General features: G+C 57.8%; 11 protein-coding genes. 2 read left to right on the forward strand and 9 right to left on the reverse strand.

The genetic code is table 11. The annotated features are described in order from the left end of the window. The first annotated feature begins 46 nt into the window (after positions 1-46). Complete coding sequence (locus tag NKH98_RS24675) at positions 47-739, forward strand: Tim44/TimA family putative adaptor protein (protein ID WP_352902508.1); 693 nt, start codon at positions 47-49, stop codon at positions 737-739. A 443-nt stretch (positions 740-1,182) separates the two neighbouring features. Here NKH98_RS24675 and NKH98_RS24680 read toward each other — a convergent pair whose 3' ends face one another. From NKH98_RS24680 to NKH98_RS24715, 8 genes are all read right to left on the reverse strand, one after another. Next, positions 1,183-2,523, reverse strand: coding sequence for a glucoamylase family protein (locus tag NKH98_RS24680; protein ID WP_502894319.1), 1,341 nt, complete (start codon positions 2,521-2,523; stop codon positions 1,183-1,185). Positions 2,524-3,335: 812 nt separating this feature from the next. Continuing rightward, complete coding sequence (locus tag NKH98_RS24685) at positions 3,336-3,632, reverse strand: hypothetical protein (RefSeq protein ID WP_352480144.1); 297 nt, start codon at positions 3,630-3,632, stop codon at positions 3,336-3,338. Positions 3,633-3,708: 76 nt separating this feature from the next. Beyond that, complete coding sequence (locus NKH98_RS24690) at positions 3,709-5,244, reverse strand: FAD-dependent oxidoreductase (RefSeq protein WP_352902513.1); 1,536 nt, start codon at positions 5,242-5,244, stop codon at positions 3,709-3,711. Positions 5,245-5,484: 240 nt separating this feature from the next. Then, on the reverse strand, positions 5,485-6,141 hold the full coding sequence (gene fsa, locus NKH98_RS24695; RefSeq protein WP_352480175.1) for a fructose-6-phosphate aldolase: 657 nt from the start codon (positions 6,139-6,141) through the stop codon (positions 5,485-5,487). A 137-nt stretch (positions 6,142-6,278) separates the two neighbouring features. Next, positions 6,279-6,650, reverse strand: a complete 372-nt coding sequence (locus NKH98_RS24700; RefSeq protein ID WP_352480146.1) for a DUF488 domain-containing protein — start codon at positions 6,648-6,650, stop codon at positions 6,279-6,281. Positions 6,651-6,908: 258 nt separating this feature from the next. Next, positions 6,909-7,316, reverse strand: coding sequence for a c-type cytochrome (locus NKH98_RS24705; RefSeq protein ID WP_352902515.1), 408 nt, complete (start codon positions 7,314-7,316; stop codon positions 6,909-6,911). Positions 7,317-7,426: 110 nt separating this feature from the next. Then, a complete protein-coding gene (locus NKH98_RS24710; RefSeq protein WP_352902517.1) occupies positions 7,427-9,196 on the reverse strand; it encodes a GMC family oxidoreductase in 1,770 nt (589 codons plus the stop codon). Continuing rightward, the gene (locus tag NKH98_RS24715) at positions 9,163-10,050 is read right to left on the reverse strand and encodes a gluconate 2-dehydrogenase subunit 3 family protein (protein ID WP_352902519.1); all 888 of its coding nucleotides are present in this window, start codon (positions 10,048-10,050) and stop codon (positions 9,163-9,165) included. The genes NKH98_RS24710 and NKH98_RS24715 overlap by 34 nt, the downstream gene beginning before the upstream one ends. Positions 10,051-10,170: 120 nt before the next feature. Here NKH98_RS24715 and NKH98_RS24720 point away from each other — a divergent pair, with 120 nt between their 5' ends. Continuing rightward, the gene (locus NKH98_RS24720) at positions 10,171-11,031 is read left to right on the forward strand and encodes a LysR family transcriptional regulator (protein ID WP_352480151.1); all 861 of its coding nucleotides are present in this window, start codon (positions 10,171-10,173) and stop codon (positions 11,029-11,031) included. Positions 11,032-11,039: 8 nt separating this feature from the next. Here the strand turns inward: NKH98_RS24720 and NKH98_RS24725 are convergent, their stop codons facing one another. After that, positions 11,040-11,870 (reverse strand): ATP-binding protein, encoded by an 831-nt coding sequence (locus NKH98_RS24725; RefSeq protein ID WP_352804692.1) that lies wholly within the window; start codon positions 11,868-11,870, stop codon positions 11,040-11,042. Positions 11,871-11,973 lie beyond the last annotated feature (103 nt).

Raw genomic sequence — 11,973 nt, forward strand, 5'->3', positions numbered from 1 at the left:
TGGCCTCTGCTCCAAATCGGCGTTTGTTATTGTTGGGGAGACTGTCATGAACGAGACCACAGATCCAAACAACCAGATCCTGCTCGTAGTAATTGTCGCGTTTTATTGGGCATTGCTGGCAGGTTGGGACCAGCTGCTGCCGCGCTCGGATGACGACAAGACCAAGCGGGGCGATGCGGTGACTGAGCAACGAAGCAGCGTTGCCGATTACACTTCATCGGCGGGCCCTCCCTTGGATGTGATCCGGGACATCGATCCGAATTTTGACCTCGCCGCGTTTCTGATCGGCGCGAAAACGGCCTATGAAGTTATCCTGCGGGCCTATGCAGATGACGACATCCAAACGCTGAAACGCCTTGTCGGGCCGGAAGTGCTTGAGACCTTCGAACGAGCTATTGCCGGGCGCCGGGATCGGGAGGAGATGCTGCAGCTGACCCTCATCGGCGTGAGTGAAGCAAAAGTCATCGAGGCTCTCGAGGAGAATGGGACCGCAGAGATCGGCGTTCGCTTCGTTTCAGAGGTGGTCAGTGTCACCCGTTCAGCCAACGACTGGGTCGTGGCTGGCGATCCCACGCTGATTGTTGAGGTGATCGATACGTGGACGTTCGCCCGCGAAACACAGTCAACGAAGCGCGACTGGGTTTTGATCGCCACCGAGGGCGACTCACAGGTATGTGCTCTCCCCTGCCTCCCCGTGTCACCGTTGAAGGCAGTCAACCCGGAGCGTTGGGTGGCCTGAGCGGATTTGTCAGTTTTTGACAACACCCACGGACTATTTGCCTGTCGCGATCAATTGGACATGACACGGCTTCAGTCGACCATTTTTCAAGCAGCGAGATGCGTAGCACGGCCTAGAAATAAATTACCAGATCGTATCCTTATGTGATATGGTCAAACCTTGGCCGAGAAAAATTAATAAGAAACAAAGGAGGCCGCGATGAGAGAGTATTTTTCATTTCAGCTATTCATGAGAATGTCGACTGCGTTATTTATTGGTGCCGCTATCTATTCCATCGTTTTCGGGAATACATAATAGCGCTTCGAGCCCGCAGTTAGACTTTCTCGAGACCAAGTCGCTGACATTTCCCGATCCTGAGCAGTAGCTAGGACGCGGCGGGACGCGCTTCGCGAACTGCTCCGACCTGCCAGCAGATCACTCAGGGACAAAACCACCCTGCGGCGCTAAGTGCAACCCAGTGGAACCATACCCGCGGCAGCTCGTGGCCCCTGGCCAGACGTTGATGCGTCGAGGTGCTGGCTGGTGAAGCCCAGTCTCGCCAAGCCCCTGCGTACTTCCGGCGCGCCCATGAACAGCCTCCACAAAAGCCCTGTACGATGGTTCTCGATCATTGCGATGATTGGCCCCTGATTGATCGCCAGATATGTCCGGGAGTACCAGTTGCGAGGTTCGCAAAACGCGTCGACAAAGCCGAAGCGGCCCCATATGCGGTTTCGAGGCTTGGTCAGGAAACCGCGCAGTGCGCGCATCGCTTCCCCGGGAGCATAAGGGAAACTCGACAGGGCAGCGGACGGGGTGATTACGCCAAAGTCCCTGTCAGGTGCACTCGCGATGTATCCTCGCGGTCCATGGCTCGCGGTCAGACCCCAGCAGTCAGGGCCGTATCCCAAATGGTTATGGGGGTTGCGGACGCAATGCCGATAATTGATCTGCGTATGACGGAGGTTCTGTTGCCAGTAGTCGGCGTATCGGTCGCTTAGGCCTCGTGGATCGAGCCCGCAGAAGGAATATTGCGAAAAAAAGAGCGGACCACCAGAATCCATTCCCAATGGTAGCACGATCCCGTAATGATCGCGCCCGTTTCGAAAGTCGGATCCACCAGCAAAGCCTTCGTGATAGATGCCCGGATCGATGGGGTGGCGAGTTGATCCCGCCGCCAGCACGAAGGTGAGCATGCATTCGTTCCAACCTCTGATCGGGCTGTCCATCGCCCAGCCGTGGTTCGGGCTCCAGTGCCACATCAGTTGCCGGGCTCCGCGTGTGAACCAGTTCCATTCGACCTGCAGCAACAGCGCGTTCACGCTATGGCGAAGGCGTACCTCCTCGGTTGCCATCCCGGCGAAATACTCGCGGGCGCAGATCAGACCTTGAAACAGGAAAGTGGTTTCGACCAGATCAGCGCCGTCATCCTTGCGACGGAATGGAATTGTAGCACCGGTTCGGCCATTGATGAAATGCGGGAACACGCCGTGGTAGCGCGGCGAGCTTTCCAGGAAATCCAGCATTCGCAGCAATCGGCATAATGCCACAGTGCGATCGATCCAACCGCGTTCAACCGCAACGATGATTGCCATGATACCGAAGCCAGAGCCGCCAATAGCTGTGAGATCGTTGGCCGGAGCACCGATGGTCTTCTGACGATCTCGGGCAAGACCACTGACGGGATGTGCGCCTTCCCAGAAGTACCGGGCCGTTTGCCGTTGCACGATATCCAGCAGCGCTTCATCGTCGAGCTCGCGATCGTTTGCCGGGAAGTCGTGTGCTTGGAGCGTGCTGGGAATCATCGGGACGGTGTTCCTGAAATGGGCATACAGGCCGCCGGTCAATATGCCGTACCGGCTTTGCGGCATATTGAAAAGTTTTTAGAGTTTCTCCGCCGGGCCGCTGGCGCCAAAGCCCGCTATACCGATGAAAGTGCCGCGGCGCCTTCTCGTCGAGCATGGCCTTGGCGGTCATCAGATCGTCGCTTCGCTTTTATGAGACCGCAGCCTAAATATACCAGCACCGACCACAGCCCAAGGCATTGCAAACGCGCCAATGACGTTACCGATCTTCTCGGGCAATCCGAAAGGCTAGCTGCTTCGTGGGCCACTACATCTCAATTAGGACGTAGGCGACACCAAAGACTACTCATTAGAACACCAAACAATGCCCACCCCTTCAATGCGGCGCGCACGTCCTCAGGCTCAGCGCCTTTCTGGTTGTGGTAGTCGTCCATAATTAGATCCCAGGTTTGTCGATCGGTACTTGGTACAAAATCAATAGAGAATGAGTAATCCCAACCCCCTGCCCGCTAAGCGTTCGCGGGATTCGCGCTCCTATCTTTCCTCAGAGAACGGCAACGGCCCTTTACATCGCATCTTATAATTTGACGTAGTCAGGGCAAAACCACACTTTCATACGCGCAAGCTAGAGAAGCTGGAGAATTTCTCTCACAAAGTCCGTCTGGTCTGTTGACAATGCCGGAATATCAGCCTGAGACGTCCTTGCCTCCGGCTCGGCTAGACGCCGGAGGCGTGCTCTGCATTATTCGAAAACTCATGACGATCATTGTAGCAGGAGTCAACCGGCCGGTGTGATCGAAAGGGTTCCTTCTCTACTCGAACATGATCCGAGCAGCACCTCTTTTGGCGAGCAACATTCTCCGAGCTTCCTGGATACGCTGAGCCTGTTGTTTGGTATATGGACCCATCGGCCGGGTCTTTTCATCGCCGCGACGAACACGGCAATACCAGCGGCCGCTGTCCGAGAAAATTTCAACCAGGGTCGGTGCATCGTTAGCCGCCTGCTCAGCGACCTCGTCGACGAATTTCACGATCTTTGAATAACGCTGGACGGGCGCAACCGTGTCCAAGCCATTGGTGACACCTAGTTCCTGCTGCACTGTGGACATAGTCGAACTCCTTTCAGTCACAACCACATTCCGCTTCGCCATTCCGACTCTGACTTCCGCTTTTCGGAAGTCGAAGCTAGCTTGTCATTTGGCGCTCCATTTCCACCTCGGCCTCCAGACTTTCAACGTCGCGAAAGATTGAGGCGACAGCCAGCGTGCGCCCTTCTCGTTTGAAGCGGAGCAGGCAATCTTTGGCAGCAATGTCGCCGTCTACCGCGATCTCCTCCCACCGTTCGGCGTGACCGACATAGTTGATGGGAACATCGTAATGCTGGCTCCAGAAGAACGGCACGGCCTCGAATTTCTCACGATGACCGAGCATGTTGAGCGCGGCTGCTTGCCCCTGCCTCTCTGCAACCACCCAGTGCTCGACCCGAATGTTCTCGCCACTGTGAGGATCTGGCCACCGCGCAATGTCGCCGGCGGCGAATATGTCTGGCGCGCTCGTCTCCAGAAAGGCGTTCACCAGGACCCCGCGGTCAAGGATGAGCCCAGCCTTTTCCGCGAGGCCGATCCGCGGGCGCACGCCTATGCCGGCGACGACGAAGTCGGCAGCTAACGTGCCGCCGCTGCTGAGCTTCACCTTTTTGCCATTGATGCTGCTCGCCGTGTCCTGAAGATGGAAAACAACGCCGTTTTCCTCATGGATAGTGCGGATGAAGTCACCCATTTGCGGACCGAGGACCCGCTCCATGGGGCGCTTATCCGGCGCCACGACATGAACTTCGATCTTGCGCGAGCGCAGGGCCGCGGCAGCTTCCAGCCCAATGAAACTGGCACCAATCACGACAACGATATGCGCAGTGGTGGCTCGCTCAATGATCGCCTTGCAATCTGCGAACGAGCGCAGTGTGTGAACATGCGGCTGGTCTGCCCCGGGTGTGGTCAAGCGAACCGGCTCGGCCCCGGTCGCAAGAAGCAGCTTGTCGTAAGGAGTCGAGGTCCCGTCCGCGAGTACAACCTCGCGAGAACGTAGGTCGATCCGCGCGACATTCGCATTAAGATGCAGGTCGATACTATTCTTTGAGTAGAAGCTTTCGCCACGCAACGGAATCCAGTCCTCCGGTGCCTTGCCGGCGAGGTAGTCCTTGGAAAGGTTGGGGCGATCAACCGGCGGTGCTTCATCATTGCTGAGCATGACGATACTGCCTTGATAGTGTTCGCGCCGCAATTTTTCGGCCGCCGCGAAACCGGCTGCGCCGCCGCCGACGATGACGATTTTCTCCGGAACGGTGCCGGAGCCTCCATCGCGCGGCTTGGGTGCGGTCCGTTTGCGCTTCTCGCCCACGAATATCTGATCATCGCGTTGTCCCACCGACCAGCACGCGAGTGGACTGAAGGCAGGCGTTCGCAAGGCTTCGCCTGTACGCAAATCAAAGCACGCGTGATGCCACGGACACCGGACCGTGTCTTCCACCACAAGACCGTTGACGAGCGGCCCGCCGTAATGCGTGCAAGTCGCCCCGACGGCGAAGATCTCGGCCCCGCGGCGTACCAGCAGCACCTGCTCATTGCCGCAATGGCCGACCAGCTTTCCACCGTCGGGAAGATCGGCGAACGCGATGCCCTTGACCAGGTCTGGCCCGATCACTTCGGTAGGGTCCACAGCCATTTTCTTCTCCTTGGCGATTTCGACAAAATCGCATCCAGGGGAGCGGCGACAGGCTCATCAGCCTCTGAGCGCACAAAGCCAGCGCGTCTTCAAATTCTCGATTTCGCTTTCACCTGACTAGGGCGAAACTGGCGCTCCACGGCTCAACTTCCCGCCATTCCCGGCATCATGCAAACGAATTTAATCGGTAATTGAGTGCAATTTTTATGGTGGCTTCCTCAGCCATTCCACTGCGGGCAATTACAGAATCGCTTGCCCCGTCTTACCCCAGTCGGCGAGAAAGGACTCGAGGCCCTTGTCGGTGAGTGGGTGTTTGACGAGGTTTCTGAGTACCGCTGGTGGTACGGTTGCGATATCGGCGCCTGCGATCGCCGCCTGTTTGACATGGAGAGGCGTGCGAATCGAGGACGCCAGGATTTCCGTGGTGAAGGATTTGTCGTTGTCGTATATCGTGCAGATTTCTCGGATCACTTCCATGCCGTCCAGACCGAGATCGTCGAGCCTGCCGACGAAGGGCGAAATGAAGGTCGCGCCTGCCTTGGCTGCGAGCAGTGCCTGGTTGGCTGAAAAGCACAGGGTGACATTGACCTTGTGCCCAACCTGACTGAGCGCCCGGCAAGCCCTGAATCCTTCCCAGGTCGACGGCACCTTGACGGCCACATTGCCGGCAATGCCGGCCAAACGCTCTCCCTCGGCGATCATGCCGTCGAAGCCGGTCGCGGTGACCTCTGCCGAAACTGGGCCCTCAATTGTCTGGCAAATCTCTTTTATCACATCCCTGATCGGTCGGCCGGTCTTTGCGATAAGGGACGGGTTTGTGGTCACCCCGTCGAGAATGCCAGCGGCGGCAAGCTCGCGAATTTCAGAAATGTCGGCTGTATCGACAAAGAATTTCATTGTTCTTCTCCTCAACTGAACGCGCCCATCGATGATTGGATGGATTTTCCTTGGTTTGGTTCCGGAGAAACGAGTTTGTTGTCGCTGTCGAGACCGCAAGCCAGTGTCTTCGGCAGTGGAGGAGGGGCGCGCCGTTTTCATCGATGTCTCAGCAAAACCTCTCTAAGGACGACGGCATCGTTGTGAGCCTCGTCATGAGCCGCGTAGACGAGTGTGACGGCGCCTTGCCGTAGCAGATCGCGTAGTCGGTCGAGCACATCGCGATGCTCATGGATTTCCGCCGCATATCGCTGGCGGAATTCCTCCCAGCGTGCTGGATCGTGTCCGAACCATTTCCGAAGCTCGGTGCTTGGCGCGAGTTCCTTCATCCAATAGTCGATCGCTGCTTCCGTCTTCTTGACCCCGCGCGGCCAAAGCCGGTCAATCAGCACGCGAATGCCGTCGTCGGCGGCCGGGCTCTCATATGCCCGTTTCAACTTTACTCTCTCGTTGAAGATTTTTTCGCTCATCGAGGTCGAGTCCCGTCCGTGTCTATGTCGTTGACGGCATCGAGAAGGCTGGCGAATTTGCTTCTCAGGATTTTCTTCGTCGACCGCATCCGACACGAATACGAAGATCTCGCCGCGATATCGCTCGATCCAGTGATGGCCGGCGCGGCGGCTACGCAGGTAGCTACCGATCTGTTGGATCGTGGAATCTCCCAGACCCTTGTGCAGGAGAAATTTCATCAAGGTTGCACTTTGCCCAGGGACAGGTTCCCGTCTGATTCAGGGGCCGACCTTCTGGCCCTGAGCGTTGAACTGTTTCAGATAGGCGATGACGTCGGCGATCTCCTGGTCCTTGCTGAGACCGGCAAACGCCATCTTTGTGCCCGGCACCAGCTTGCGCGGCGCCCTCAGATAGGTCGTCAGCGTCGGTTCATCCCAGGTCAGACCCGAATTCTTGTTCGCCGAGGAATAGCTGTAATCGGGATACTCACCGGCCGCTCGGCCGACGACGCCGTTCAAAACCGGACCTACCCCGTTTTGTGCGTCAGGGCCGACCTTGTGGCAGGCCATGCACCTCCTGAAGACGACGGCACCGGCTTCGGCGTTGCCGGGGGATGAATCCTGCGCATGGGCCGAACCGACTGCAGTGAGAATCGCGGTCGCCAATCCAAGCATGGTCGATTTCATGGTTGCTGCTTTCAATGAGCGGCGGCTTGGTTTTCGCCAAGTCCGCCCCTGGCAATATCGGGATTCACACAGCCTGCCGGATCCAAATCGCGGATCCGGCAGACGTTGCCTCAGGAGGGAACCAGTGGGCCGGGGTTCTTCAGATACTGATTCTTGATCGCGTCCACCGCCCAGTAGGCAAGAGCGCCTACCGGTCCGGTCGGGTTCTTCCCCGCGTTCTGGGGGAACACGCAAGCGCCGGTGACGAACACGTTCGGGACATCCCAGACCTGAAGGTATTTGTTCAGAACACTGGTGCTCGGGTCGGCTCCGAATACTGCCCCGCCTGTGTTATGTGTGCTCTGGTAAGGCACGATCGAATAAGGCACTGGGGGAATGCTCCGATCGACCTTGGCCGCACCCATCTCCTTGGCGATCGTCACGCAGATGTCGGCCTGAGCGTTCATCTGCTTTACCTCGTTGTCCTGGAAGTCGAACGTCATCCTCATCAGCGGACGCCCGAAAACGTCGGTGTAGGTCGGATCGAGACTCAAATAGTTCTGCCGGTAGGCCATCACCGCGCCTTGATTGCCAATGCTGGCCGCGTGGTCATAATTGTCGACCACTGCCTCCTTCCAGTCGGAGCCCCAGCGCGGCGTGCCGCGCGGTGTTGGATGCGACTGGATCGGCCTGGCACCCGAGTTGCTGCAGCTGATGCCGCCGCCACCGATGTAGCCGGCCTTCTCGAAATCGTAGTTGTCGGCGTTGAAATCATCCATGCAGGTGCCGAGCGCGCCGGCCCCCATGAAGCGATTCAGGATGGTTTTCTTGTCGAAGAAGGCGGTAGCTCCGCCACCGCACTGATAGGCATAGTTGCGGCCGACCACGCCCTTTCCCGTTGCCGGGTCATAGGGCACGCCAATCCCCGAATGCAGCAACAGGTTGACGTTGCCGAGCGCATAGGCCGCCAGGATGATGAGGTCGGCAGGCTGTTCCAATTCCCGCCCGCGTGCGTCGAGATAGGTGACGCTGACCGCCTTCTTGCTGGTCGAGTCGAGATTGACCTTCAGCACGATCGAGTTGGTGCGCAGTTCGAAATTCGGGTTCTCCAACGCCAGCGGGATGACGGTGAAATGCGGGCTAGCCTTGGCATTCGCCTCGCAGCCGAAACGTTCACAGAATCCACAGTAGTGACACTGGCCGAAGGCAACGCCGTCCGGATTGACGTAATCCCGCGACGCGTTTGACGACGGGTTGGGGAAAGGGTGGTAGCCGAGATTGCGGGCCGCCTTCTCAAACATCACCATGCTCTGCGCGGCAATCATCGGCGGATTGGGGTACTCGTCCTTTCGTGGTCCTTCGAAGATGTTGCCGCCATCGATCTTTCGGCCGTTAATGTTGCCGGCTTTGCCGGAGGTGCCGCAAGTTTTTTCGAACTTGTCGTAATAGGGCTCGAGATCGTCATAGGTGATCGGCCAATCCTGCAGGTGCATATCCGAAGGGACGAGCTTTTCGCCGTATTTGTCGACCGTCCGGGTGCGTGCCTGATGATCCCATTCTAGCCAGCGCCAGGTCACGCCATTCCAGTGCACGCCGGCGCCGCCGACGCCCAGGCCGGGCAGGAACGAGCCGAGTTGACGCATCGGCAGCGCCGTCTGCGATTCATTATTGCGGAATGTGATGGTTTCCCGCCGCACGTTCTGCATGAGGTCGTAGCGGGCGGCGTAGCGCAACTCGTCATGGATCTGCGGGTCGATGAAATCCGGATTGGTGTCACGCGGGCCTCCCCGCTCAAGGGCGACGATTTTCAGCTTTGTCGATGCAAGCTCCTTGGCAATGATGCCGCCTGTCCACCCAAGACCGACAATCAGGACATCGACCGCGTTGAGTTTGGTGGCCATGTTAGAGTCTCCTTTTTATTGCGTGAATTAAATGAGATCCTGTATGCCCTTCGGATCGGCCGCGTAGGGCTTGTTCCGAAACGGTTCGATCTTGTCCATGTACATGGCGTCGGCGCCTGGGAGCCGATCATCTTCCACGCCGCGCCATCCTTGTTTCCGCCATACATCGGGTCGGCGAAATAACCCTCGATCGTGAGCTGGAGCAGAAGCCCGAAGAACGTTTCGGTTGGCACTGTTGGAAGCTCGACCATCTTGCCCTCGAGTTCGCTCATCACCGCGACACGATCTTTTGCCGAAAGGTTCTCGAAAGTGCTCTTGTGGTTTTTCTGCACATAGGCACTGACGTCGGCGATGCCGGCCCGGATCAATTCCGATGGCGTCATCAGCAATTGATAGCCTTGTTCTGGCGTGCCCTCGCCGAACGGCCCTTCCAGATACAGCCGGTCGCCCTTGCCGTATCCGCCGGCCATTTGCCGATCGATGTAGATCGCAACGCCGAGTTCCTTGGCGCCGGGGCCGGTTGAATCGCTGGGAATGAGCGTGTCGATCGCTGCCTCGATGAAGGCGGATTCGTCCACATTGAAGAATTCATAGCCAGAGCCTCCAGCTTGAGGTTCGGTGGCGGCGGTTCCGCGATGATGTTTTGTATCGGCCGTCGCGGCCACCATTTCGTCCGCCGATGCGGATCCTCCAAGCGGTAGTGTACTCGCGGCCGCGCCAGCCGCGCCGAACAGCTTCAGAAAGTCGCGACGCCCCACATCGCCTTGGCTCTTTTCTCTCGTCGACATGATTTCTCCTGTGACGCTGCAGGCAAAACGATGTGGGAGGATGGAGAGAGCTTCCGCCCGCTCCAACCGGCGCTGCGCAGCATCCAGCGCTAGGCTTGGTGGAATTCTTCGAGCCTAGTGCTGGAGCTAAGTATCTAGCAAACGAATTTGATTGACATTTAAACGCAATTTTTATGCTATTACCTTATGGATATTGAGCTCGCCCGCACTTTTATCGAGATCGTTTCGACCGGGAGTTTTATTCGGGCCTCGGAGCGCTTGAATGTCGCCCAGACGACCGTAAGCGCACGAATCCGCAACCTCGAGCAGCAACTGGGCCGCACCCTTTTTGTTCGCCACAAAGGCGGAGCTTCGCTGACCGCGGCCGGCGAGCAATTTCTGCGCCACGCCCCGATGTTCGTCCAACTATGGCAACGCACCCTTCATCAGGTTGCCGTGCCGCAGGGACGCCGGGCTGTTCTTACGGTCGGCAGCGAAGTCAGCCTTGCGCAACCTCTGCTGCTTGATTGGGTCCGATGGATGCGCGGCTCGCTTGAGGATATTGCGCTTCGAGTACACGTCGATGTGCCGCAGGATTTGATCAATCAGGTCGCATCGGGAATGGTCGACTTAGCTATCATGTACGCGCCCCCGCACAGACCGGGTTTGAAGATCGATCTGCTTCTGGAGGAAAAGCTCGTCCTTGTGACTACCAATTCCGAAGCGCGCCTCATGGACGGGTCCGATTATGTTTATATGGATTGGGGACCGGATTTTGGACTTCACCACGGGATGAATTTCCCCAGTGCTGCGCCGGATCTTTCTTTCGATCTCGGTCCACTCGCGCTGAACTATGTTCTCGCGGCTGGCGGCTCCGGATATTTCAGGATGAGCGCGGTTCAGCCGCACATAATGGCGGGCCGACTGCACCTTGTGCCTGAAATGCCGCAGTTCTCCTATCCGGTCTATGCGGTGCAATCCGCAAGTGCGGACGAGAGTGTAGTTGGTCCAGCGCTGATGGGATTGCACTCCGTCGCAAGCGGCGACATCAAATTCTGTGAGTTCTAGTGGAGCGTCTAAATATCCGACTGGACTGACGGGAACAGAAGGTCGACCGTTGTCCCAATCCCTCGTTCACTGCTTATCCGGATCCGACCACCAACCATCTGGGTCAGTGCCTGCACTTGTGGCATCCCTATCCCGGTACCCTTCTCACCCTTCGTCGTGAAGAATGGATCGAACACCTTCCGCAAGACTTCAGGAGCCATGCCGCAACCGTGATCTTTGACGCGAACGCATGCGTGGGTTCCAGGTCCGGGCGGGTCAGGTTTCGCGGTCGTCTGCACCAGTCGTTCAGTGATGATGCGGATCTCCCCGCCACTTGGCATCGCATCTCGTGCGTTCATGACGAGATTAAGCACTGCGGTGTCGAACAGTGCGGGATCGATCAAGCAGTCCGGGACATCGGGACCAAGTTCCAGCTTGACCCGGACATCGGGCCCTGCGCCATACCTTAGGAAAGGCTCGAAAGACGTGAGGAACTTATTCAAATTGCCAGCGTGGATATCCACTTCCTGATGCTTTGCGAAGGCCAATAGCAGTGACGTTAGCTCGATCCCTCGATCGATTCCTTCCCGCGCGGCCGCGATGTAGGCACGAACCCTTTCGGGCTCGTCGGCTCTTCGTTCAGCGAGCCCGAGCCCGGATTCTATTACTGCCAGGAGGTTTCTGAAGTCATGGGCAATACCGCCCGTCATCTCGCCCAGCTCAGCAAGCCGGTGCGTTGCACGCTCGCGTTGCTCGGCAGCAGTTCGGGCATCGCGAGGTGCGTCCGGCACTTGGGTGCGCGCGTCGCGTCCTGCCAGAGATGATGGTTGAGTTTCACACGCAAACACGCAGCCTGTCATGAAAGTCGCCCCTATAGGTCACTGACGACACCCAAGAAAACTCGCGCTTCCATTGGTATCGTCGTATTAGGTTCCACTTGTTGCCGAGGGCCGTGCCTTTCAT

This window comes from Mesorhizobium sp. M0833 (assembly GCF_040319905.1).
Classification (GTDB): domain Bacteria; phylum Pseudomonadota; class Alphaproteobacteria; order Rhizobiales; family Rhizobiaceae; genus Mesorhizobium.

Excerpts from the sequence above, each read along its gene's own strand:
- NKH98_RS24675 (WP_352902508.1), top strand. The coding sequence starts at position 47 with ATGAACGAGACCACAGATCCAAACAACCAGATCCTGCTCGTAGTAATT.
- NKH98_RS24680 (WP_502894319.1), bottom strand. The coding sequence starts at position 2,523 with ATGATTCCCAGCACGCTCCAAGCACACGACTTCCCGGCAAACGATCGC.
- NKH98_RS24685 (WP_352480144.1), bottom strand. The coding sequence starts at position 3,632 with ATGTCCACAGTGCAGCAGGAACTAGGTGTCACCAATGGCTTGGACACG.
- NKH98_RS24690 (WP_352902513.1), bottom strand. The coding sequence starts at position 5,244 with ATGGCTGTGGACCCTACCGAAGTGATCGGGCCAGACCTGGTCAAGGGC.
- fsa (WP_352480175.1), bottom strand. The coding sequence starts at position 6,141 with ATGAAATTCTTTGTCGATACAGCCGACATTTCTGAAATTCGCGAGCTT.
- NKH98_RS24700 (WP_352480146.1), bottom strand. The coding sequence starts at position 6,650 with ATGAGCGAAAAAATCTTCAACGAGAGAGTAAAGTTGAAACGGGCATAT.
- NKH98_RS24705 (WP_352902515.1), bottom strand. The coding sequence starts at position 7,316 with ATGAAATCGACCATGCTTGGATTGGCGACCGCGATTCTCACTGCAGTC.
- NKH98_RS24710 (WP_352902517.1), bottom strand. The coding sequence starts at position 9,196 with ATGGCCACCAAACTCAACGCGGTCGATGTCCTGATTGTCGGTCTTGGG.
- NKH98_RS24720 (WP_352480151.1), top strand. The coding sequence starts at position 10,171 with ATGGATATTGAGCTCGCCCGCACTTTTATCGAGATCGTTTCGACCGGG.
- NKH98_RS24725 (WP_352804692.1), bottom strand. The coding sequence starts at position 11,870 with ATGACAGGCTGCGTGTTTGCGTGTGAAACTCAACCATCATCTCTGGCA.